Raw genomic sequence first — 25,392 nt, 5'->3', positions numbered from 1 at the left:
TTCACAAATAGAAGTGCAAAGTATTTTCATTTTAAAAGCAGATGCTCTCTACCTAACTATTAAAATAAAGTACTGTTTGCTTATAAATTTGCAATACTATCCAGTTCTTGTTTCAAAGGAGTTATTTGTTGTAAGAACCTATTTTTATTTGCCCCTGTCATGGGCTCGCCAGTAGGTAATTTGAGTCTTAATGCATCAACCTGAACTCCATTTTTCCAGAAACGATAACATACGTGAGGACCAGTTGCGAGGCCGGTGCTACCCACTAAGCCAATAACTTGTCCTTGAGTAACTCTTTGTCCTCGTCTCACAAGAATCTTAGACATGTGTAAGTACTGAGTAGAAAAAGTTCCATTGTGTTTGACTTTTACAAAATTTCCGTTTCCGGCAGAATAACCACTTTGCTCAACCACTCCTCCTGCTGTGGTTGTAATAGGTGTTCCCCTTGGCGCAGCATAATCAGTACCTTTATGTGCTTTCCAGCGATGCTGAACGGGATGAAATCTACTCGATGAAAAACGAGAAGATATTCTACTAAACTTTATTGGAGATTTGAGAAAGAAATTTTTTAATGTTTTACCCTGTTCGTCATAATAATCTACTTTACCTGATTCTGGATTTTGTGCAAAAGGAAATGCATAAATAAACTTTCCTTTGTATTCAAAAAAAGAAGCCTCAAGTTCCTCCACTCCATCATAAATAGAATCATTGATATACCTTTCCGTAAATGTTAATGCAAAACGATCGCCTTTTTTTAACTTCATAAAATCTATAGAGTAAGCATAAATTTTAGTGATTTTACTAGCCAATGCACCTTCAATTTTTGCATTCCCTAAAGTTTCTGATAAAGATTCTTTCAAGACACCACCTATTGTTCGTCTTTTAATAGTTATGGGTTTTACTTTTTTATACACCGCAATTGCAGTATCTCTAAAATCTACAACATAATAACTCAAATTATCAGGTTGATAAATAAAAACCTGAAGATCATTAGTTTTATTTTTAGATCTAAGAATGGTATAAGGCTTGTTTAGCCGAATTGTTTTAACATTAAAACTATCTTTAACTTTTGCTATAATATCATAAACTTGTCGATTACCAATATTTTGACGCTCCAGTAAAGTCCCAAAGGTATCGCCATCATGAATTGTATCATGTACAACATTAAAATCCGCATAAATAAAACCAAACTCACTTTTTTTTGATTTCGTTATACTCTTAACTGTTTCAACTTTAAGTTCCTCTTGTTTACATGACATTATCAAAAATAATGCTGCAATTATTGTTAATATTTTTTTCAAACTACCTGTTTACGTTCAATTTACACCTCAACTCCCCAGTTCTCTAATTCTTGACTGCTCCATAATTCTGGGAAAAAAATTCTCTTTTGGTATTTTGGATGCATGTATTTTTTCCAATCGCTTCCGCCAGTTGCTTCACCATCTCCTTGACCGCTTTGATCAATATACTTCTTAGCCGTATTTAAATGTTGCATAACCCAAGTAATATTAACCGTATAATCATAGTGTCTCATAGCTTTGATTAACTCTGGATTTTGCTGATCTAGTTCTGGTAACTGTTTGAATTTTTGCCAAATATTAATGGTATTGTATTCCTCCATGTAGGCCAGGAATTCTTTCTTATATTTTTTCTCAAATTCATCTAGCAAATAGGTTTTTTTACCCGTGTGATAATCCTTGCCTGCTGCTTGCCAATATAAATGTTCTAGTGCATGCTCATATGGGGTATCTCTATCTATTGTTCCTCTAAATCTATTGTCAATAAGGTTAATTAAGTCAGTGGATGAAAACTCAATAAATCTATATTGCGCACTTTGAAAACCACTTGCAGGAGTTAATGTATTTCTAAATTTCATGTACTGATCTAACTCCATACCGTCACCCATAATGCTGAAAGAAGTTGTAAGCATGTCAAAATACCTGCTAATTCTCATGACTCTTTCAGTAAAAAACTCAGCATCAATAGCTGGCTGATAGGCAATTTGCTTGATTTCCCAAAGAATCATTTTAAAAATTAACTCATTGACCTGGTGATACATGATGAACACCATTTCATCGGGAAGGGTGGTGCGCTGTGTTTGCAGGCCCAGCAAAGCATCTGTTTGAATATAATCCCAATACGTTATGGGTTTAGACCAAAGCAAACCTTCAAGTTGGGTTTCTACTTTTTGATTAATAGCCTGATATTTTTGCTCAATTTCTTTTAAAATAGTTTCAGAAACCTCTGTATTACTCATTATTTTTTTAATTTAAATGGGCTCTTTAACCCTTTATAAGCATCTAGATCTGCTTTTATAGACCCTACAGCCAAACTAGCTTTTATGCGTAACGGAACTTTATTATTATCATCTGATATCCAGACCGTAACACTTTCTTGTTCCTTAAACACACGCCCTGATTGCACTAAGGGACGAAATATCATAGTGGAAACAACGCCAAATTTAGTGGTTATATTTTCACGCCCAATAAATTTTAGCTTGAATTTTGTGGTTTCATCATCAAAAAACATGTCTACAGCTATAGATTCTCCAACATTTAACTTATCAATATTAGGATGATTCCTAAGGTAGTAAAATGTTGACAATATATCCTGAGTGTTTTTCGGAATGTAAAGTGCCTTTTCTGTTTTATGTTTGTAATCTTTTACAACTACTTTATTTGAGGATTGATTAAAAAAACCTTCTTGATTTTTTGTGTATCCGCCTTCGTCAATTTTTCTAACAAACTGGTATGGATTTCTTGTTTCTTTATCAATATAGCTTTCGTATAAATCATCTACTTTAAAGAAAAATCTTGACATACCTGTGGTGTAGCCTTTCCCCACAATATGAAACGTTTTTTTATTGTTTAAATTGGCATCTTTTACTTCAAGAGTAGCATAACCCGCATTGACAATGCCGTAGTGAATTCTGAATTTAAAAAACTCTCCTACTGCGTAGGCATCCTCTTGGGGTGAGGAAAAACCAAAGGTAATACCAATGATACAGAGTACAAGTAATTTTTTCATTTCTTAGTTTATAAATTTATATACTCGTATTACAATTTTTATTCCAAATATATTAAAACAAAAAAACTCAGTCAAATAATGACTGAGTTTTTATGCTATTAACTAACCAAAAAACTATAAACTATGAAATTTATATGAAATTAGGAAGGAAACCACCCCTTCCCTTTTTGCGAGTGCAAAGGTAGCTAACAAATCCAGTTTTATTTATAAAAAATAAAGTTTAACACAACATTTAATAAAAAATAGGTCGTTGAATGGTTATTTTTTCACAATATGTAAAAATAATTAACTTTTATAACGTTCCTCGTAATTGCTGTTCTCTTTCAATTGATTCAAATAAGGCTTTAAAGTTTCCTGCACCAAAACCTTTAGCTCCCATACGTTGAATGATCTCAAAAAATAAGGTTGGTCTATCTTGAACAGGTTTAGTAAAAATTTGCAACAAATAGCCATCTTCATCGGCATCGACCATGATGGCTAATTTTTCGATTTCGTTGATATCCTCTTTCATCATACCCATGTGCGTACCTAAACGCTCTGGAATAGCTTCGTAATAGGTATGCGGCGGCGCTGATAAAAACTCTACACCTCTTGCTTTTAATTGGCTTACTGTTTTTATAATATCATCTGTTGCAATGGCAATGTGTTGAATTCCTGGCCCACCATAAAAATCTAAATACTCCTCAATTTGTGATTTCTTTTTTCCTTCGGCAGGTTCGTTGATAGGGAATTTAATTCTACCGTTTCCGTTTGACATTACTTTACTCATCAAGGCTGAATATTCAGTATTGATTTGTTTGTCATCAAATGAAAGGAAGTTAACAAATCCCATTACCTCTTCATAAAACTTTACCCAAGTATTCATGTCGTTCCAGCCCACATTTCCTACCATATGATCTATGTATTTAAGACCTGTTGGTTCAGGGTTATAATCGGATTTCCATTCTTTGTAGCCTGGCAAGAAAATCCCGTTGTAATTTTTTCTTTCTACAAATATGTGAACCGTTTCACCGTAAGTATAAATCCCTGAGCGAACAACTTGACCAAATTCATCTTGCTCTACGGTAGGCTCCATAAAAGAGCGTGCACCGCGTTTCATAGTTTCTTCGTAAGCACTTGTAGCATCTTCAACCCAAAGAGCTGCTACTTTTACACCATCACCATGTTTTTTTAAATGATCATGTAAAGGTGAATCTTGCGTTAATGGCGTAGTTAAAACAATTCGGATTTTATCTTGTTTTAATACATAAGATGTTCTGTCTTTTACACCCGTTTCTAAACCAGCGTAAGCTAATGATTGGTAGCCAAAGGCTGTTTTGTAATAATGGGCTGATTGCTTGGCGTTCCCTACATAAAACTCTACGTAATCTGTTCCTAAAAGCGGCAAGAAATCTTGTGCTCCTTCAAATATTTTTTCTAGTCCGTATTCTACTGATTTTACTTCTTTTGACATGGTATTTATTTGTTTTTGAATTCTTTTTTTAGATTGCTTTCCTTTAAAAGAATTGATTTGTGATTTTATTAAAATGGTTTTGAAATCTGTACTCCTAGCCCTGATGGAAGCGGCATCCTTTTTCTGGTCTCGTTTTTTTAACGAGATCAGAAAAAGATATAGCGTACAGCAGGAAATAGCTCCTGAAATCCAAGGTGAAAACTTATTTATTCAACCCAAGATTTATAATATTGACCATCGTCTAGACCCATGGCCTCCTCTGTAACCATCAACGGTCGGAAAGTATCTACCATTACGGCCAACTCTTCGGTTCCGGTGTGACCAATACTGCGCTCCATAGCTCCCGGTGCTGGACCGTGCGGAATACCTTTTGGGTGCAGCGTTATGTGTCCTTGCTCTATGTTGTTGCGGCTCATGAAATCTCCATCTACGTAATACAAGACCTCATCACTGTCAATATTACTATGGTTGTAAGGCGCTGGAATTGATTTTGGATGGTAATCGTACAATCTAGGTACAAATGAGCATACTACAAAAGTTGCAGTTTCAAAAGTTTGATGTACTGGTGGCGGCTGGTGTACTCGTCCTGTAATAGGCTCGAAATTGTGAATGCTAAAGCCATACGGAAAATTATAACCGTCCCAACCGATAACGTCAAAGGGATGTGTGGCATAAACCACTTCATGCACCATGCCTTCTTTTTTAATTTTGATAAGGAAATCTCCTTTTTCGTCATGCGTTTCTAGTTCGCTTGGCAAAATAAAATCACGCTCGCAAAAAGGAGAATGCTCTAAGTGCTGACCCGATTCGTTTTTATAACGTTTTGGAGTATAAAATGGAGCAAATGATTCTACGTAAAACAAACGGTTATCATTAGTATCAAACTCTATTTGATAAATAATTCCGCGTGGAATGATAAGATAATCGCCGTACTCAAAAGGAATATTCCCTAACATTGTGCGCAATTTTCCTTTTCCTTTGTGAATGAAAATCATTTCATCGGCATCGGCATTTTTATAGAAATACGTTGTTAAAGATTTTTTGGGCGCTGCTAAACCGATGGTGCAATCTTTATTGACTAACAACGCTTTACGACTGTCTAAAAAATCATCTTCAGGTTTTAGTTCGAATCCTTTTAGCAACAAAGATTTTATGTTTTTACCAATGGCTATTTTAGGTTCAACGGAATACGATTTGAGAATTTCTTTGACTTGCGTAGGGCGGTGCACATGGTAAGATAAAGAGGCATGACCATGAAAACCTTCGGTTCCAAACAATTGTTCGTAATAAAAGCCGCCATTCGGTTTTTCGAACTGTGTGTGTCTTTTTTGAGGGAAAGTCCCTAGTTTATGATATAGTGGCATAATTTTTTGTTTAAAAAAGGTGTAATTAATTACAGCGGTAACGCTTGGTTTTTTTTCTAAATCAAAAATTGATTCGCTACTCCGGATTTCTCTTGATTAGGAATTGTAAATGCGCTAATAAACCTGTCCAATTTGCTTTCATTATCACAAATGTCGTAATTATTTTTGAATTAATTTAAGTTTAAAATAAAAAGCCTATGCTAAACCAAGTAAATCCTTTTGCAAGCTCAGGAGACCAAGTATACTTAATCTCTATGGGTCCAATAATTGTTTCCATACCATATCCTACAGCATATCCAGAGTATTTAGGAATAGAAATCCAATCTACCGATTCAAAAATTCGGTCACCGATATTAGCGAAATTTGCCGAAAAATTAAGGTGATTTTTTTTCAAGAACTCATAATCAATAGTTGCTGTAGATTTGATATAACTATTTCCGGCAACACTCAAATAATCATATCCGTACAAAAATTTGAAATTATTTATCATGTTGAAACCATATCCACCGAGAACAAAATTAAAAAAAGTGACACTTTGTTGACCAAAAGAGAAACCAGCATCAGTTTGAAACTTTACAGTTGCATTTTTAAATAAAGAAGCTGCTACCCCAAAATCACCTTTTGCAATAGAATAAGGTTGAAAACCACCCGTATAATTTGATGATGCTACATACGTTTGTAGATCACCTGAGAAATACCATCCTTTTTTTGGAAAATATTTATTGTCAAAAGAATCAGCTTTTAGATAACCAAAAAGACTTAGGTAATTACTATTGTCAATAATAGGATCTACATTGGCAAGTGTTTCAGATTTTATTTTTAAATATTTCAACTCTATACCACCGCCTATCAAAAATTTTTGAACAAATAGGGATTGAAAATAAATTTGATTTGTTAAGTCCGTAAAATCAACATTTATAAAATTAATATCAGGATTACTTGCTGTTATAGGACTAATATCATTAGACACATTTCTACTAAATTGATTGTAAAAAGACTTGAATCCAAGACTTAAATTAAAACCATTTTCAACATAATAATCTAAATTGTAACGCACATTATCTCCTAAAACTATATCAAAAGAGGCAACATCATTTTTAAAAATTGCTTTTTTCCGAGTTAAATTAATCAAGACACCACTTTTAAATAAATCATCGTAATGCAACCCAAATTTCAGATATGTTTTTGTAGCATTTTCGGTTAGATTTAAGTTTAAATCCAGTTCGTTTTGATTCTTTTCTAGCGAATAAGAAATAGCGCTGAAGTTTTGCGTGGCATTTATATTGTTTATTCCCCTGAGCAAATCAGTAAATGTGGTCTTGGCACCAGATTTAAATCTGAGTTTTCCTATGATGTATTCCTTTGTATAATTGTCTAGTTTACCTGCATTTATATTTCGGATATAGAGGCTATCTGATATTATTTTAAGACTTGGTTTTGTGTAAAATTTTACTGGATTGACAATGGCATTAATTTTATCTAAAACGAGTGTTGCCGCCTCTTCCCCTTTTTTTATGATTTCTTTACCTTTATCAAATGATACAACTCCGTATTGAGAAATATCTGGTTTTATATAGATATCCGTATTTGAAATGTTTTTTTTCATACGGTCAATAGATTGCAAGCTTGTAATTTGCACCAAGATTTTTGTAGCGTTTTTTAATTGGGTACGGTCCAGAAGACCGTCTTGCACATCAACACCAATTATAATATCTGCGCCCATTTTACGCACTTCCTCAATAGGATAATTGTTGACAACACCTCCATCTACAAGTATTTTTCCATCAATTTCTACAGGTGCAAATAAGGACGGAAAGGCAGAGCTTGCTATCATAGCCTGTGCAAGATTGCCTTTGTCCAAAACCACTTGCTCACCAGTTTCTATATTTGTACCTATACATAAAAAGGGTATGGGCAGTTTAGTAAAATCTTTAATAGTACTCACATTTCTAGTAATTCTACTCAATAAATTATAGTTGTACATCCCTTTTGATAAAGCTTCGGGGATGCCTATTTTCATTTTGTTAAAAGGAAGTACTAACGCATAGGACTCATCATTTCCACGTTCGTAAAAGTTTTTTGAAGATCTAGGAATAAAATCATTTAACAACTCATTAAAATTAGTTGTCTGAAAAATAGAATCTATTTGAGTTGCATTATATCCAGATGCATAAAGTCCACCTATTACAGCTCCCATGCTCGTTCCGCCTATGTAATCAATCTTAACTCCTGCTTGCTCTAATACTTTTAAAACTCCTATATGAGCAAATCCTTTTGCACCGCCACCGCTTAATACCAAACCTATTTTGGGACTTTTTTGCTCTTGCGAAAAAACAAGTACACTTGAAAAAACAAGTAATAAAAGCGTTAATTTATTCATAAGTAACCCATTTATCGCCTTTGAGAAAAGGTTTTATTTATTTTCATTTGATGTATGGTAAAAGTCGGTAATTTTTTTGGCTTTTGATACACCTACAACGCCTGAAATTTCTTTTTCTGTGGCTAATTTTAATCTTTTAACACTTTTAAAATGCTGAATAAGAGTTAGCATGGTTTTTTCACCAATACCTGGAATACTTTCTATAGATGAATTTAGCGCAGCTTTACTACGTTTGTCTCTATGATGGGTAATTCCAAAACGGTGGGCCTCATTACGCAGTTGTTGGATCACTTTGAGCGTTTCGGATTTTTTGTCTAAGTATAACGGAATAGAATCACCAGGATAAAATAACTCTTCTAGTCTTTTGGCAATCCCAATAATAGCTATTTTCCCTCGTAATCCTAAATCATCGATACTTTTTAACGCTGACGACAACTGCCCTTTTCCACCATCTATAATAATTAAGTTCGGTAAGGGTTGGTTTTCGTCTAATAGTCGTTTATAGCGTCTGTAAACCACCTCAGTCATAGAAGCAAAATCATCTGGCCCTTCGACCGTTTTGATGTTAAAATGACGGTAGTCTTTTTTACTTGGTTTTCCATCTTTAAAAACTACGCATGCTGATACTGGATTTGTACCTTGAATATTAGAATTGTCAAAACATTCTATATGCCTTGGTTCTACGGGCAAGCGCAAATCTTTTTGCATTTGTGCCATAATTCTATTGGTGTGTCTATCTGGATCTACAATTTGCAATTGTTTGAGTTGTTCTATTCTATAAAATTTAGCATTTCGAATGGATAAATCTAAAATTTGCTTTTTATCCCCAAGTTGAGGAACCGTTATTTTTATATTATCACCTAGATCTACTGGAAAAGGTACAATTATTTCACGAGATAACAACTGAAAACGCTCTCTTAATTCGATTATAGCCAATTCGAGTAGCTCTTCGTCAGGCTCATCTAATTTTTTCTTGATTTCCATGGTATGTGATCTTATGATAGAACCATGGGATATTTGCAAGAAGTTAACATAGGCCGCACTTTCATCGGATACGATTGAAAACACATCAATGTTTGTTATTTTTGGGTTCACCACTGTTGAACGTGATTGATAATTCTCTAGAATTTCTATTTTTTCTTTGATTTTTTGTGCCTCTTCAAAGTGCATATCAGCGGCTAAATTTGTCATCACACGCTTAAAATCTTTCATGCTCTCCTTAAAATTTCCTTTCAGTATTTCACGAATAGCATCTACTTGTTTTTGGTAGTTTTCAATTGTTTCATGCCCTTCGCACGGCCCCATACAATTGCCAATGTGAAACTCGAGACATACCTTAAACTTTCCGCTCTCAATATTGTTCTTGCTTAAATCATAATTACAGGTACGCAGCGGGTACAATTCTTTTATAAGTTCTAAAATCGTACTCACCGTTTTGAAACTGGTATAAGGTCCAAAATATTCCGATCCATCTTTAACCATCCTACGCGTAGCAAATATGCGTGAAAAAGGTTCTTTCTTTATGCATAACCAAGGGTAACTCTTGTCATCGCGTAGTAATACATTATACCGTGGTTGCAACGTTTTTATCAAGTTATTTTCTAACAAAAGTGCATCCGTTTCAGTAGGAACCACAATATGTTTTATGGTCACAATCTTCTTTACCAACACATTGGTTTTTGCAGTATCGTGAATTTTATTAAAGTAAGAGGAAACTCTTTTTTTTAAGTTCTTAGCCTTGCCCACATACAATATTTTACCCTCTTTGTCATAGTATTGGTAAACGCCTGGATTGTCTGGCAAGGTTTGTATTTGAAGGGCTAATGTTGCTGATGTCATGTAACAAAGTTAATCTCAAAATTGCTAATTACAAATCAATGGTATCAAATTCTTTATGAGATTTTTATTGAATAATTAAAGCTCAATGCGTTATTATACTTATTTTTATCATTTTAAGAGTTTATGATGAAAATAAATACAACACCTATCTTACTTTTTGGCGAAAGCATTGCTCCTGGAGAAAACAAAACCATCAATGTTGAAATTGCAAGATTACACACTACTACTAAATTAAACATTCCAATTATTGTCCGTCGATCCAAGTTTGAAGGACCAGTTGTACTCTTCTCTGCAGGAATTCATGGTGACGAAATCAATGGAGTAGAAATTGTACGCCAACTGATTCATAGAAAAATAAACAAACCAAAAAAAGGTACCATTATATGTATACCCATCATAAATGTATACGGTTTTGTTAATAAATCAAGAGAATTTCCAGACGGTAGGGATTTAAATCGGGTTTTCCCAGGAAGTAAAACTGGATCTCTTGCTAGCCGATTTGCGTATCACATTCTCACTGAAATTTTACCAGTTGTAAACTATGCTGTTGATTTTCATGCCGGTGGAGCAAGCCGCTTTAATGCTCCACAAATTAGAATTGCTCAAAATAATCCCGATTTAAAAGTTCTTGCAGATGTATTTGATGCTCCCTTCACATTATATTCTAAAAACATAACTGGATCCTTTAGAAGTTCTAGTGAGAAAATGGATGTAAAAATGCTCTTATTTGAAGGTGGCAAATCACTTGATATCAATAACACTATTGCTAATGAAGGTGTTAATGGTGCCATACGGTTACTATCTCATCTGGATATGCTTGACCCAAAACACACCGTAGTTTCACAAAAACATAAAACAATCTATATTGAAAAATCGGGATGGATACGAGCAAAGTGCTCAGGACTCTTGCACGATAATAACACAATAGGTAAATTTGTTAAAAGAGGTACTATCCTCGCCACCATTACTGATCCATACGGAAAGTTTGAACGAAAAGTAAAAGCTCCAAACGACGGTTACATCATCAATGCCAATCATTCCCCTATTGTTTATGAAGGCGATGCCATTTACCATTTATCAAACGCTCTTGGCGAAGAAGGAGAATAAAATTATCGAAATGAACAAAACAGAATTACGACAAAAATACAAAGCCTTACGAAATTCTCTATCTGAAAATGAACTAGAGGAAATGAGTTTGGCTGTTGCCAATAAAATAATCGAACTTCCTATTTGGGAGAAAAACTACTTCCATATTTTTTTACCCATAACGGAACAAAATGAAGTCAATACCGAATTCATTCTTCATTTATTATCTGGAAAAGACAAGGAAATTATTTTGTCCAAAGCTGATTTCGAAACCCGCAAAATGACTCATTTTTTACTGACAGACAACACTAAAATTAAGAAAAACAAATACAACATTCCAGAACCTGTGGATGGAATTGAAGTTCCCTCAACTAAAATTGACGTTGTTTTTGTACCGCTATTAGCTTTCGATAAAAGCGGGCATCGTGTGGGCTACGGGAAAGGATTTTATGATAACTTTTTATCTGAATGCAAACCAGATGTAATCAAAATTGGTCTGTCATTCTTTGAACCTGAAGAAAGTATAGAAGGTATTTTTAAAGATGATATTGCTTTGAATTATGTTGTAAATCCCAACAGGATTTATTCATTTTAGATCCAAAAAAAACCGCAAATTCAAAGATTATAAATCAAGAATTTGCGGTTGTAAAAATTCAATATTTTTAAACGAATACCGTTATTAATTATTTTGAAATGCTTTTTTATTAAAGAAAATCAAGATTCCAACTCCTGTAGAAATTGCCATATCGGCAATGTTAAAAATAGCGTTGAAAAAAGTAAATTCTTGCCCACCCCAGATAGGTAACCAACTTGGCAAATTTCCGTGCCAAAAAGGGAAATAAAGCATGTCTACTACCTTACCATGAAACCAAGTTCCATAAGGTTGATCTGAAAATATTGTAGCTAATTGCTGTTGACTATCATTAAAAATCACTCCGTAAAAAACAGAGTCGATAATGTTTCCAAAAGCACCAACAAGAATTAATGAAATCGCAACAATCAGATAGTTAGAACTCTTCTTTTTTACCGAATCCCACAACCAATATCCTATACCACCAACAGCTCCAATTCTAAAAAGTGTTAAAAATAATTTTCCATATGCTCCTGGTATTTTAACTCCCCAAGCCATTCCTTCGTTTTCAATAAACAAGACTTTACACCATTTGAATACCTCAACTTCTTCGCCTAAAATAAAATTAGTTTTGATATAAATTTTTGAAACTTGGTCAACAAGTAATAAAATAAAAATAAGGAGATATGCTTTTCGTAATGACATTTTTAAAATTTTAGTGGCGCAAAAATAAGAATTTAATCAAAAAAAACGCTCCCAATGGAGCGTTAAATCTTGTTCAACAAAAGGTTTATCGTTGCAAGTTTTTTGCTTCAATACTCATTGTTGCATGAGGAACGATTTTTAATCTTTCTTTCCCGATCAATTTACCTGTTACTTTACAAACTCCGTAAGTCTTATTTTCAACACGGAAAAGTGCGTTTTTTAAATCTCTAATAAATTTCTCCTGACGAATTGCCAATTGTGAATTTGCTTCTTTAGACATGGTTTCGCTTCCTTCTTCAAAGGCTTTGAATGTAGGCGAAGTATCATCAGTTCCGTTATTTAAATCATTCATGTAAGCACTTTTGATCAAATCTAAATCAGCTTGTGCTTTTTGAATTTTATTGAGTATTAACTCTTTGAACTCTGCTAAATCAGCGTCAGAGTATCGTGTAGCTTCATCTACCATCGTATTTTATTTTGAAATTAATATCATTGTTTTTATTTCGTCAAATTCTATTTCTGTACCTTCTTGTAAATCATCTACAAAAACTAAATCGTGCGTTAATGTTTCTGATTTTATATATGCTTCATTTTTGCTTATGGCTTCTTCTAGAGCTCCATTTCGCTTCAATTGCACTTTAATCATATCCGTTACTTCAAATCCTGAATCTTTACGGATGTTTTGAATTCTGTTTACTAATTCTCTAGCAATCCCTTCTTGTCTTAATTCGTCTGATATTGTAATGTCAAGCGCAACAGTAATTCCATTTGAATTTGCTACCAACCAGCCCTCAATATCTTGCGAAGTAATCTCGACATCTTCTAAGGTTAAAGTTACGGAATTTCCTGCAATTACAATATCGAGACTTCCTTCTTTATCCAACTGCGCAATTTGCTCTTTAGAAAAACCTTGTATCTCTTTGGAAATCAATCCCATATCTTTGCCGAAGCGAGGTCCTAGTGCCTTAAAATTTGGTTTAATTTGCTTCACCAAAACTCCTGATGCATCATCAAGAAGTACTATTTCCTTCACGTTTACCTCTGCTTTTATAAGGTCAGATACGGCCTCAATTTCAGCTCTTTGATTATCGTCAAGTACTGGAATCATTACCTTTTGCAAAGGTTGACGCACCTTAATCATTTCCTTTTTACGTAGTGATAAAACTAAAGATGAAATGGTTTGTGCCTTCTGCATTTTACTCTCTAACGACTTATTAACAAAGTTTTCAACGTATTTTGGAAACTCCGCCAAATGTACACTCTCGAACGTTTCAGATTGTGTTGCTTGCGTTAAATCTCTGTAAAGTTTATCCATGAAAAATGGAGCAATAGCCGCACCTAGTTTACTTACCGTTAACAAACACGTATATAAGGTTTGATAAGCAGCAATTTTATCCTGCGCGTACTCGCCTTTCCAGAAACGTCTTCTGCACAAACGAACGTACCAGTTACTCAAGTTTTCCTGAACAAATTCAGATATGGCTCTAGCTGCTTTTGTAGGCTCATAATCGGCATAAAAACCATCCACTTCCTTAACTAAAGTATTCAGTTCAGAAATAATCCATTGATCAATTTCTGGTCTTTCTTGTACTGGAATTTCCGCTTCAGCGTATGTAAAACCATCAATATTAGCATATAAACTAAAGAATGAATAGGTATTGTATAAAGTCCCAAAGAATTTTCTTCGCACTTCAGCAATTCCTTCCAAGTCAAATTTCAAGTTATCCCAAGGATTAGCATTTGAGATCATGTACCAGCGCGTAGCATCTGGTCCGTACTCTTTTAAAGTATCAAAAGGATCCGCAGCATTGCCTAAACGTTTGGACATTTTTTGTCCGTTTTTGTCTAGAACCAATCCGTTTGAAACTACATTTTTATAGGCCACTTTATCAAAAACCAAAGTGCCAATAGCGTGCAAGGTATAAAACCATCCACGGGTTTGATCCACACCTTCAGCAATAAAATCAGCTGGGAAATCTTGGTTTTGATCTATTTTTTCTTTGTTTTCAAAAGGATAATGCCATTGTGCATACGGCATAGAACCTGAATCGAACCAAACGTCAATTAAGTCGGTTTCGCGTGTCATTGGCTTACCCGATGCCGAAACCAACGTGATTTCGTCGACTACATTTTTATGTAAATCTATCAAATCATAATTTTCCTCGCTCATGTTTCCAATTTCAAAACCTTTAAAAGGATTTTCTTTTTGAAAACCAGCAGCGATTGATTTTTCTATTTCATTGTACAATTCTTCAACAGAACCGATTAAAACTTCCTCTAGTTTATCCTCAGTTCTCCATATTGGTAACGGGATTCCCCAATATCTTGAACGGGACAAATTCCAGTCATTTGCATTTTTCAACCAATTCCCAAAACGACCTTCTCCAGTTGCTTTTGGCTTCCAGTTGATGGTTTCGTTTAAGTCGAACATTCTGTCTTTAACCTCTGATATTTTGATAAACCAAGAATCCAAAGGATAGTATAAAATAGGCTTATCGGTTCTCCAGCAATGTGGGTAACTGTGCACGTATTTCTCAACTTTAAACGCTTTGTTTTCTTCTTTTAATTGAATCGCAATTTCTACATCAACGGAACGCTCTGGAGCTTCACCTTCATTGTAATATTCGTTTTTAACGTACTTACCTGAGTAACTACCAAGTCCTTGTACAAAACGTCCTTGCAAGTCTACTAATGGAACCGGAATTCCGTTTTCGTCAAGCACTAATAATGGTGGCACTTCTGGTGTAGCTTCTTTGGCTACTTTGGCATCATCTGCACCAAAAGTTGGCGAAGTATGAACAATTCCAGTACCATCTTCGGTAGTAACAAAATCTCCTAAAATCACTCTAAAAGCGTTTTCAGCATTTTGATAAGGCAATACCAATGGCATTAATTGTTCGTATTGGATGTTGACTAAATCGGCTCCTTTACACGTTGCAGTTATAAAGAATGGGATTTTTTTATCGTCTTCTTTGTAATTCAGTAATTCGCTTTCCTCTTGTACTTCTGTATATTTTCCAGCAAATTGTTTGTTTACCAATGCCTTTGCTAAAATTACATTAACAGGTTTAAACGTATATTGATTGTAGGTGCTTACTACAACATAGTCAATTTTCGGACCTACGGTAAGCGCGGTATTACTTGGTAAAGTCCACGGTGTAGTGGTCCAAGCTAAGAAAAAAGTATCTTCAAAAAGGTGCCCTATTTCAAAAATGCGTTGCAAATCTGAGAGGCTTTCTTCAAGAACTTTAAATTGTGCCACAACCGTAGTATCCGTTACATCACGGTAACTTCCTGGCTGATTGACCTCGTGTGAGGACAATCCTGTTCCTGCCTTTGGAGAGTAAGGCTGAATGGTGTATCCTTTGTACATCAAATCCTTGTTGTAGATTTGTTTTAAAATCCACCAAACGGTTTCCATGTATTTTGGTTTGTAGGTCACATACGGATCTTCCATATCTACCCAGTACCCCATTTTTTCGGTCAAATCATTCCATACATCCGTGTAGCGCATAACTGTTCTTTTACACGCTTCGTTGTATTCTTCAATAGAAATGGTTTTTCCAATATCTTCTTTGGTAATTCCAAGTTCTTTTTCGGTACCTAACTCTACAGGTAAACCGTGCGTATCCCAACCGGCTTTACGCTTTACTTGGAACCCTTTTTGAGTTTTATAACGGCAAAAAATATCTTTAATAGCACGCGCCATCACGTGGTGAATTCCTGGTAATCCATTTGCTGAAGGCGGACCTTCAAAAAATACGAACGGTTGATTGCCTTCGCGAGTGGTTACACTCTTTTCAAATATAGTTTCTTTCTTCCAAAAAGCAAGTACTTCTGACGCCACTGTTGGCAAGTCAAGTCCTTTGTATTCAGTAAATTTTGTGCTCATTTTATCCTTTTCTTTAATCGAAATGCGAAAGTAGTAAATTAAAGTTGAAAGTTGAAAGTCGTAGGTCGAAAGTTACGCTTTAAGCCAAAATCGATTTACTTGCATTTTGACAAAAAAGATAAAAACACTTTTATTCATCTCCTTCTAATTAAAAAAAATCATTGACTGGTTTCCCAAACAATTTTGATAGTTTCAGAGCTATAACGGAATCACGAGTGCGCTCGATTTTATAAATTTGATAAAACTTTTGGGCACGGGATTATAAATACAAGCTATCGGGTATCGTCCCCGCGCTACAATTAGTTTGGGACTAAATTAAGCCCATTTTTCGGATTTGCCAAATCTTCCAAATACAAGACCAACTTTAAATTAAGCCAAATACCCAAATTGCTTGTAGCGTGTGTTAGTGGTAGTGTTTATTTAGTCTATTAATTTAGTTTCAATAATTAAAAGTTTATTCCAATAACCATTTTTTAATCTAATAGTTGCAAATTTTGATTTCTTAATTTCATTAAAACTATAATCATTAATATTTATTTCCGTTTTTAAACCTTCGATATTGACTGATATTGAGTTTGAAGATCTACCATGACTTTCCTTTTTTTCAAGTATTAAAGTAGTAATTTTATATTCTTTATTATCTGACATATATTCATTTGTAAATATAAAAGTTGCTAAGAAAATTGAACCATAAGTGAAAAATTTTTGAAAAAAAATTTCTATGAATACATAATCATTTTTCTCATATTCTTTATCTGTTTTGTATAATAATGCTGTAAATACTAATCCTACTATTGTATAAAATTTAAGTATAAAATCTAAACCTATTAAAACAAAATTGTTGCATTGTCTCATTACATAAAATAAACATATACAACCAAAAAAACCAACTATAGCTTTCATTTTAAAAATTGATTCTTCTCTTTCCTTTTCTGAAAAGTGATGCTTATATTTATTATTCATTCTAGAATTTCTATTATTAAAATTGAATTAGATTTTTGATTCTGCTGTAACATTACCACTAACGTTCTAGTATTCTTTTGCTGCTGGGAACACAATGAAATTGTAGCTGTTAGCTGTTCCTTGCTTTTTTTGAATTAGTTTTTTTCTAACTCTATTTTCAGTAGCTTTTTTAGCGTGTTTAAGTCAATTTCGTTACTGTTTCCAATCTCTACAAAATATTTTGTTTGCCAATTTTGAGTTTTTTTTGCTTGTTTATTTTCTGTTATGCTCCAATTTGGATAAACTCTAATTCCACGTTTTCCTTTCCCTTTTGGGCTTGTCAAAATTCTATTTTCGCTCAAAACTGTTTTGTTGAAAATAAAAACTCCAAACCTTTCTGCTTGTCGCGTAGCAATGAAGTAAAATTCAAATTCATCGTTAACATTATGCGGCTCCGTTATACCCTTTTGATTTCGTTTCCAGATTGATACAAATTGCCCCGTTTTGGTTGGCGTAATTTTCGCCATTCTGAATTTTACTTTTTGTTTGTTCAGTTCAAAATCATGAGCAAAATACTCTTGACTTTCTTTTTCCGTTTCTAGGTTTTCAAGTTGTATTCCGCAAACTTTAAATATGGAATTATTTAAAAGTTGTATTTCAGAAAATATGTTACTGGAATTTGTCAATTTTGGTACAATTAATTTTTTTCAATTTCATTTTTCTTCGTTAAGAGGCAATGACAGTAATTTTCCTGGCACTGCAGCGGATTGCAAATCATTGCTAACTACCAAATAACAACTTCATTCGATTGGACAAAGTAGCTAATTTTTGTGATCACGAATTACAGATCCGCGCTAGCGGATTTCTTTGTTCGGCTTGCAGCCGCAACGAAACTATATCTGTTGGCAAAAGTTACTATTTAGAATCTTTTACTACAATTGTATTTGATAATTTATCGTGAAATCCACTAATAGAATATAAATAGGAAATTCCATCAAATGGAATTAATCTACTAAATGTTCTTATTGTAATGTCTACAAAATTTGGTTTTTCGCCGTCTAAATTTACAACTTTAGTTTTGGTAATAATTTTACCCAAAGTTTTTTGAAACATATTTTCTGCTAAAATGTAATACAATATAAATACGATAAATACTGTTGTTCTATTTAAAAACAATATTTCCCGAATACTTATTAAGTTAAGTAGCTTTTGTATTATAAAGGCTATTGATCTATAAATGAGAAAAATTGTCACAAGATCAATAATAAAGTTCATACTACGAAGTGTAGAATTAGCAATATTTTTAAGAACGTCTTTTTGTCTCAGAGTTTTTTTGAGATTCTCATTTGCAACTTTTTCCTTATGTATTTCATTCAGTTGCTCAATTTTTTTAAGATCGATATTCCGCAATTTAATTTCATTTTTTGCGGTTTCAACTGCTAAGGGTTGATATTTATCATAATCAGTTGTTACTAATTGAATCAATTCATCAGTTGTTTTCTTAGCCATTAAATCCGTAAAATTATTTTCCATTTCTTGTTTTTTAATTTCTCTTTTTGGCAATATAGCTGGTAATGTCTCACTACTACAGAGGGTTTGAGACTAAATTAAGCCCTCCTCTTTGGACTTGTAAAATCTCTCAAATATAATCCCATTTATGCATTAAGCCTAATACTCAAACTACTTGAAGTTTTAGCGGTTTGGATTTCTTTCTAACCAATATTTTTTATACTCATTTCCAGTTGTTTCGTGTCTTTGTTTCAGTTATATGAGCAAGATGGTGGTTGCAATGCCACGCATAAACCCCAATATTCTCGTCTATCCTAAACTCTTTTCCGTGTTCGGGATGAATAAATATTTTTGAATAGTCACTTTCTGCTAAATTGTTTAATAAAACGGTCCATCTTTCGTGAATACCTTCAATCATTTTTAATGACGGTTCTATTTGCATATTTTTGCTATCAGACAGTTCTGCCCAACGATCTTCATAATATGGTTTTATTGTTGGTTTGTCTTCTGTCAATGCAAGTTTTAAACGAATTAAACTGTTCATATGACTGTCAGCACAGTGATGAATTACTTGCCTAATTGTCCAACCATCAGGTCTGTAAGGAGTGTCAAGTTGCTCGTCAGTTAAATTTATGACTTCGCTTGATAGTCTCTGAGGAAAGGTGGAAATATCAGAAATCCATTTTTTTAAAATGTCTTTCGTTATTAATGTAGGTTTGTCAAACTTACCTACAGGGTATTTTAATAGCTCAATATTCATAAAGTTAATTTGCGTCTTTATTGTATCTGTCTTTTTATCTTGAACGCCAAAGTTGCTGCGCTACAAGCAGTTTGGAACTAAATTAAGTCCATTGTCCAAATCCGTTGCAGTATCCTGTTATAGCAAGGATTTTTATGCGGGATTAAATAATATAAAATTTTCAACGCCCATTACCATAAGTTTCACTTCGGATTCTGTATAATCATCATACTTACGATGAGCTGAATTATTACGGATAGCTAACCATGCAGTAATTTGTTTTTGATTGGCTTAAGAATATGCTTCTTCTTTTGTTAAGTCAGTATTCATTCTTTCAGCATTTTTAAAGGTAGTTTTTCCATTACCCTTATCTATTTCAATTTCAATATTATATTTAGCACATAGCTTTCTTAAGTGTGATTCTAGTGTAGAACCAATAATCACGGCTGATGAATCTTTGTAACCGTTATCTAATAAATGTCTTGAAATTTCAATATAATCGCTAAATATTTCTGAATGTAATAATTCAGAATATGATTTTAGGTAATCATTTTCCAAATCCTCCTTTAAAGCTGTAATGCTGCCAATTACATACTTTAAATTTGTGCCTAACCCTAATCTTTTTTCACTTAAAGCTGATATAATATCTTTGTAGTATTCGGATTTTTCTCCAACAACTCGAACTACAAATGATTTGGATTTAGTTATTAATCTTGTCAATAATTCTTCGCTTAAATCCGATATGTCATTATATTGAGATTGTTTTTTTTGTTGATTATATTCGTCAATGATTCCTTCTGCTTATCTAATAAAATATTCATTATTCATTTTTCTGAAGTTTTTTTTTGTATCATATGCTATAACGTTTCGTGGCTTGCAGAAGTTGGGGATTTGGTTAGCCTAAACTTTGATTAATCACTGACAAAAAAAGTACAAAACAATGTGTAAAGTCAAGACCAAAACCCCAATTTTTTCAGACCGCTGTTACCAGCAGTTTTTATTTTTGGTTATATATTTTCTTGCTTTTTCCATTTTCAAATTTCACTATTATAATTTGATTATATGTTTCAATTGAAATTTCTTGTCCTAACAAATTATAAGCTTTTACAGCTTTACTTTTATAGTTATCAATATTATATTCCGATAAACTCAAAGTATTTTCAGAATTAATGGAAACGATTTCTCCATAATCATTAGAAGTAGCAATTGGCAAAACAATAGAATTTTCAATTCCGCTATTGATATTATATTTAGTTAAGATATTTCCTGAAATGCCCCAAATTTCATTTGTTATTTTATCATAGTTTAAACTTTCAGGCGAATAGTTATTTGGATAATTTGTAGTAAAATTATAGTTATTTATTAGGTTACCGTTTGTTTGATTAATTTCTTGTAGAGAATGAATATAATTCGAAGAATTTGTATAATCACGTTTCGTAATAAATAATCTGTTATTTCCAATAATCAAATCATTATAATCCGTAAATTGAACTACTGGCAATGTAAAACCCGATTCAATTCCGGTTTCAATATTATATTTTACAATTATGTTTCCAGATATTCCAAATATTTCTTTCGTTATAACATTAAATGTTAAACTTTCTGGTGAATAACTACTTGGAAAAGAAGTCGTAAAATTATAATTACTTATTACATTTCCATTTGTTTGATTCAATTCTTGTAATGAATGAATGTATGTTGAAACGTTCAAACTGCTGTAATCTCTTTTTGTAACATATAATTTATTCTCAGCAATAATTAAATCTCTGTAATCAACATATTGAACTATTGGCAAATTAAAAGATGTTTCTGCACCAGTTGTAATATTATATTTTACGATTGTATTTCCAGCCATTCCAAATATTTCATTTGTTTGACTATTAAAAGTTAGATCTTTTACATTGTTTCCAAAACTATTCGTGAAAGTCGTAGTGAAATTGAAATTGTCAATTACATTTCCGCTCGATTGATTTATTTTTTGTAAACTTAAAATTGTTGGACTTGAACTATAATTTCTTTTAGTTAGATAAATACTTTGAGAAAATGTACAAATGCTAAATGTTAATGCAAATACAATGGATAATTTTTTCTTCATTTTTCGATTATTTTTTTACGTTATTTTTTTACGTTATTTTTTTGGGCAAAATTGCTGGTAACTCATAAATACACGTAACACTATCGCGAACTTACACCCAAAACAAGTTGCTTTATCTTGCAAGCAACAGCATTTCTTTCCGCTAATATACAAACAAATAGTACAAAATGAGCTACAAGGTTTTTGTTTTTGTATCGTTTCTCATGTGGTTTTGCGTGAAGGATGGAAGCGGCATCCTTTTATGGAGTTTGCGGAATAAAAGATACAGTGGACTGCCTGACCCGAAGTTTTACGAAGGGGCATGCCCAAGATTTTTCTGCTAAGATAAAATTTCTTGAGATAGATAAACGTGAATTTTACCAACTATTTCACAATCTCGCAAAACCGCTGTTACCTGCTTGCTTTTTATTTATTTCAAAATGGTGTTATAAATTTCTTTCAATAGTTTATTTCTGATTTCTGAGTTTCTTTGGTTTAGCAATATAATAATCCCCCAATTTTTGGCTCTATTGTAGCATATTAGTGAAGATTGCCCCATTAAATCACCAGATTTTTGATAACGTGTATTTTTATCATCGGTCATTATGTTTGTACCTAAACCTAATTCTCTTTTTTCATCTTTATAGAAGATTTCTTCTGTAATCATAGCGGCTTTACCAATTGCCGTTTCATTATTTAAGACCGCTTTGAGGTATTTAACCATATCAAAAGCAGTAGATTTTATTAATCCTGATGGTGCAGTGATATTCCAATTAAATAATTCTTGAGCACCTCCATCAGGGTTGTAACCAACAACTTTGTTTTTCACATCGAAGTTTATAGTTAAGGTATTAGTCATTTTTAATGGATTTATTATGTTGCTTTTGATAATTTTATCATAACTTTTGCCATACACTTTTTCTAGAATTAGTCCCAGTAAAGTATAGCCAATGGTAGAGTAACGGTACTTACCATAATCTTTTAACTCTGTACAATTATTGATTATTGTAGTCAATGTTTCTTCCGTTATGCTACTTACTGGCTGTTGCGGATCAATCTCAATTAACCTTGCAAAATCAATATCAGGCAAACCAGATTGATGAGAAGCCAAGTCAGAAATTTTGATTTTGTTTTTGAGATTTTTATTTAAAACATAGGCTTTCGGAAGATAGTTATCAATGTAATCTTCTAATTCGATTTTATTCTCAATAACTGCCTGTGCAATTAAATTTGAAGTTAAGATTTTAGTAATAGAGGCAATTTCGAATAGCGTATTTTTGTCTACTTTAGTCTGACTATCCTTACTCAAATTACCATACGCTGTAAAATATTCTACATTATTGCTAACGAAACCAACGCTAATGCTAACGTCAGGATTTTTTTGATAATTCGCACTTATTATAGAATCAATCTTTTTAGAAATGTCTTGTCCAAAAGAAAAGTTGCTTACTAAAAGCGCTGCTAAAATTTTTAATGAAGTTCTCATTGTATCGTTTATTTTGTGTTAATAAATTATTTCGATACAAATTTGTGGAAGAATTGAAACGTATGCGACCGAATGGATGTACTCGACCACATTTCTGAAAAAAAATTGGTACGAATAGTTAAAGTAAAAAGTACGAGTAATTACAAGTAGTTGTTTTGTAGTATTTTACGATAATAAGTTGGTGTATTTCCTGTGTGTTTTTTAAAAGCAGTATTAAAAGAAGATTTAGAATTAAAACCAACTTCATACAAAATCTCAAGAACTGTGACTTTATTTTTTGATGAATCTTTCAAAATTTCAATTGTATTTTCGATCCGGTAAGTGTTCACAAAATCATAAAAATGCTGACCCAACTGATGATTAATTAAAACTGATAATTCACGAACTGGAATATCTAAAGAATTTGAAATATCCTGAATCGTCAAAGCAGGATCAAGAAATGGCTTTTCATCAGCCATATAGTTCTTTAATCTCAAAAGATCTTCGTTTAAAGTTTCCGGTTCGATTTTTTTCTCTTCCGAGATAATATCAGCAACAAGTTTTAATTTTGAATCAATATTCCGGAATAAACTGGGATTATTTAATGCTTTATATAAATACCAAAAAATGATGAAGAATTCAAATACCAGAAGTCCAATTTTTAACCCTTCGGAGATGTTAAGATACACTGTAAACTTAAATATGTTTTTTACTAGCGCAATGAAGTAAAAGACTGACAATGCCAAGGTAAATTGAAATAACCAATTAAGCGATTCGATACTTGCTCCTGCATAATTTTCAAGATAAATTTTCCTTGCTTTTCTCAATATCATAAAAGCTGCAACGATGTATAACAGCATTTGAATGTGCATTAAAATATGATTAAACTGTATTTCTGGTATACTACTACTTTTTTCGAGCAAACGAATTTTTGAAGGCAAATCGACAGTATAAAAGTGGGGTAATAATATTAAATTTGCTATTAAAAAAGCAACACTATGAATTAAATGTTTTTGCTTGAGCTTAAAATCAGAATAGCAAACGGATAAGACATATAAATAAAAAGTGGGAAGTTGTAAGAAAAAAAATGAACTTATAAAAACTCTAACATTCAACGAGATATAAAACAAAGAGTTTATATTTCCAATCATGTCAATTGCAGTTAAAAACAAAAAAAAGGCAAAAAGACGATTACTTAATTTATGTTCTGTTTTGACTGTAACCAAAAATAATGCTAGAAATAATGAAATGAACATTGTTATTAGAGAGATTGTAACCAATAAATTAATTTTATCCATTAACCTTTTTTTTATTTTTCATTGTTTGTTTCTTGAATTCTCCACATTTTTTTTAAGCTTGCAGGTAACTCACAAATACACGAAACTCTATTTCAAATTTAAATCAAAAACAACTGCTTTAACTTGCTAACAGCGGCATTTCTTTGCGCTAATATACAAACAAATAGTACAAAATGAGCTGCAATTTTTTGCTTTTGTACAATTTATCATGTGTTTTGCGTGAAGGATGGAAGCGGCATCCTTTTATGGAGTTTACGGAATAAAAGATACAGCGGACAGCCTGACCCGGAGTTTTTACGTAGGGGCACGCCCAAGATTTTAGGAGAAAACCTCTTTTAAAACATCGAGTGATTTTGGTTTTTTGAAACCGTCTAAATGGAAACTGTAGTAATCAATCAGTATTTTTAGAAGGATTTGGCGTTCTATGACATGGAAGATTTTTTGATTGTTGTCGAATTTTAAATCAATCAGTTTTTTAAACAAATTACTTTCGTGCTCCGTGAGTGAACTGATGGCGTGAAAGGGTGTGAAAATACCTTCGGTCATTTCAAAAAAAGCCATGTCCATATCCGAAGTATCGGGGTAAAAACCGAGATATTTGGTGGTTTCTAATAACAAAATTAGATGGAAATTAGCTATTTCATCGTGGTTGTCTAACCAGTGTAATGCGGTTTCTAAAAATGTAAAAAGGGGTTCGTTTTCTTCCTCTTCGTGAATGGAATGGTGCAGCATTTCTGAAATGAACATCACCATGGTGCTCTTATAAATATCGGAGTGTATGGAATGAAAAGCCGAGCTGATTTTTATCTCTTTAAAATTTTCTAAAGTGCCTTTGTTTTTATGAACGGCCTCAATTTCAAGAATGGTCAAAGGCTGAAAATAAGCCTTTTTTTGACTTGCTTTCCGACTCGAAAAAGCATCCCGAACAAAATATGATTTTAAACCGTGCGAAAGTGTAAAACATTTTACGATCAAGCTTTTCTCTTGAAATTTTAATGAAGAAAGAACAATAGCTTTGGTTTTGACTTGCACAATTTTAATTTAAAGA

At 33.0% G+C, this 25,392-nt stretch carries 21 protein-coding genes; 2 read left to right on the top strand and 19 right to left on the bottom strand.

Annotation, left to right across the window (positions count from 1 at the left end; genetic code table 11):
- Positions 1-80: 80 nt before the first annotated feature.
- From AC061E_RS01125 to uvrC, 7 genes are all read right to left on the bottom strand, one after another.
- The gene (locus AC061E_RS01125) at positions 81-1,301 is read right to left on the bottom strand and encodes a M23 family metallopeptidase (protein WP_478284617.1); all 1,221 of its coding nucleotides are present in this window, start codon (positions 1,299-1,301) and stop codon (positions 81-83) included.
- A 20-nt stretch (positions 1,302-1,321) separates the two neighbouring features.
- Positions 1,322-2,257, bottom strand: a complete 936-nt coding sequence (locus tag AC061E_RS01120; protein ID WP_478284616.1) for a tryptophan 2,3-dioxygenase family protein — start codon at positions 2,255-2,257, stop codon at positions 1,322-1,324.
- A complete protein-coding gene (locus tag AC061E_RS01115) occupies positions 2,257-3,027 on the bottom strand; it encodes a DUF3108 domain-containing protein (RefSeq protein ID WP_478284615.1) in 771 nt (256 codons plus the stop codon). Before AC061E_RS01115 ends, AC061E_RS01120 begins: the two co-directional genes overlap by 1 nt.
- Positions 3,028-3,319: 292 nt before the next feature.
- Complete coding sequence (gene hppD, locus AC061E_RS01110; RefSeq protein WP_478284614.1) at positions 3,320-4,480, bottom strand: 4-hydroxyphenylpyruvate dioxygenase; 1,161 nt, start codon at positions 4,478-4,480, stop codon at positions 3,320-3,322.
- 206 nt (positions 4,481-4,686) lie between these two features.
- Complete coding sequence (locus AC061E_RS01105) at positions 4,687-5,844, bottom strand: homogentisate 1,2-dioxygenase (protein WP_478284613.1); 1,158 nt, start codon at positions 5,842-5,844, stop codon at positions 4,687-4,689.
- Between the two features lie 181 nt (positions 5,845-6,025).
- Positions 6,026-8,224: a patatin-like phospholipase family protein gene (locus AC061E_RS01100; RefSeq protein WP_478284612.1), complete on the bottom strand. Its 2,199-nt coding sequence runs from the start codon at positions 8,222-8,224 to the stop codon at positions 6,026-6,028.
- A 33-nt stretch (positions 8,225-8,257) separates the two neighbouring features.
- Positions 8,258-10,063, bottom strand: a complete 1,806-nt coding sequence (gene uvrC / locus AC061E_RS01095) for an excinuclease ABC subunit UvrC (protein WP_478284611.1) — start codon at positions 10,061-10,063, stop codon at positions 8,258-8,260.
- 126 nt (positions 10,064-10,189) lie between these two features.
- Here uvrC and AC061E_RS01090 point away from each other — a divergent pair, with 126 nt between their 5' ends.
- Both AC061E_RS01090 and AC061E_RS01085 read left to right on the top strand, forming a co-directional pair.
- Entirely contained in the window at positions 10,190-11,170 is a 981-nt protein-coding gene (locus AC061E_RS01090; RefSeq protein ID WP_158730414.1) for a succinylglutamate desuccinylase/aspartoacylase family protein, read from the top strand.
- 10 nt (positions 11,171-11,180) lie between these two features.
- A complete protein-coding gene (locus AC061E_RS01085) occupies positions 11,181-11,744 on the top strand; it encodes a 5-formyltetrahydrofolate cyclo-ligase (protein ID WP_478284610.1) in 564 nt (187 codons plus the stop codon).
- Positions 11,745-11,828: 84 nt separating this feature from the next.
- On the opposite strand, the gene AC061E_RS01080 is transcribed toward AC061E_RS01085, so the two are convergent.
- From AC061E_RS01080 to recO, 12 genes are all read right to left on the bottom strand, one after another.
- Positions 11,829-12,425 (bottom strand): lipoprotein signal peptidase, encoded by a 597-nt coding sequence (locus AC061E_RS01080; protein WP_478284609.1) that lies wholly within the window; start codon positions 12,423-12,425, stop codon positions 11,829-11,831.
- Positions 12,426-12,510: 85 nt separating this feature from the next.
- Positions 12,511-12,891 carry a TraR/DksA family transcriptional regulator gene (locus AC061E_RS01075; protein ID WP_086453962.1) on the bottom strand — a complete coding sequence of 127 codons (381 nt, stop codon included), beginning with the start codon at positions 12,889-12,891 and terminating at the stop codon, positions 12,511-12,513.
- A gap of 6 nt (positions 12,892-12,897) precedes the next feature.
- Entirely contained in the window at positions 12,898-16,317 is a 3,420-nt protein-coding gene (ileS, locus tag AC061E_RS01070) for an isoleucine--tRNA ligase (protein WP_478284608.1), read from the bottom strand.
- A 420-nt stretch (positions 16,318-16,737) separates the two neighbouring features.
- On the bottom strand, positions 16,738-17,280 hold the full coding sequence (locus tag AC061E_RS01065; protein WP_478284607.1) for a hypothetical protein: 543 nt from the start codon (positions 17,278-17,280) through the stop codon (positions 16,738-16,740).
- A 134-nt stretch (positions 17,281-17,414) separates the two neighbouring features.
- On the bottom strand, positions 17,415-17,945 hold the full coding sequence (locus tag AC061E_RS01060) for a MepB family protein (RefSeq protein WP_478284606.1): 531 nt from the start codon (positions 17,943-17,945) through the stop codon (positions 17,415-17,417).
- Between the two features lie 229 nt (positions 17,946-18,174).
- Positions 18,175-18,792 (bottom strand): RDD family protein, encoded by a 618-nt coding sequence (locus AC061E_RS01055; RefSeq protein WP_478284605.1) that lies wholly within the window; start codon positions 18,790-18,792, stop codon positions 18,175-18,177.
- Between the two features lie 199 nt (positions 18,793-18,991).
- Positions 18,992-19,528, bottom strand: coding sequence for a YfiT family bacillithiol transferase (locus tag AC061E_RS01050; RefSeq protein WP_478284604.1), 537 nt, complete (start codon positions 19,526-19,528; stop codon positions 18,992-18,994).
- A gap of 270 nt (positions 19,529-19,798) precedes the next feature.
- Positions 19,799-20,227 carry a hypothetical protein gene (locus AC061E_RS01045; protein ID WP_478284603.1) on the bottom strand — a complete coding sequence of 143 codons (429 nt, stop codon included), beginning with the start codon at positions 20,225-20,227 and terminating at the stop codon, positions 19,799-19,801.
- A gap of 277 nt (positions 20,228-20,504) precedes the next feature.
- Positions 20,505-21,602 carry a hypothetical protein gene (locus AC061E_RS01040; protein WP_478284602.1) on the bottom strand — a complete coding sequence of 366 codons (1,098 nt, stop codon included), beginning with the start codon at positions 21,600-21,602 and terminating at the stop codon, positions 20,505-20,507.
- A gap of 409 nt (positions 21,603-22,011) precedes the next feature.
- Positions 22,012-23,067 (bottom strand): serine hydrolase domain-containing protein, encoded by a 1,056-nt coding sequence (locus tag AC061E_RS01035; protein WP_478284601.1) that lies wholly within the window; start codon positions 23,065-23,067, stop codon positions 22,012-22,014.
- Between the two features lie 140 nt (positions 23,068-23,207).
- Entirely contained in the window at positions 23,208-24,344 is a 1,137-nt protein-coding gene (locus AC061E_RS01030) for a helix-turn-helix domain-containing protein (protein ID WP_478284600.1), read from the bottom strand.
- A 318-nt stretch (positions 24,345-24,662) separates the two neighbouring features.
- Positions 24,663-25,376, bottom strand: a complete 714-nt coding sequence (gene recO / locus AC061E_RS01025) for a DNA repair protein RecO (protein WP_086455024.1) — start codon at positions 25,374-25,376, stop codon at positions 24,663-24,665.
- Positions 25,377-25,392: the final 16 nt, after the last annotated feature.

Source organism: Flavobacterium sp. GNP011, from assembly GCF_056428925.1.
The sequence above is the reverse complement of the archived record's forward strand: the minus strand, read 5'-3'. Positions and strand labels throughout refer to the sequence as shown.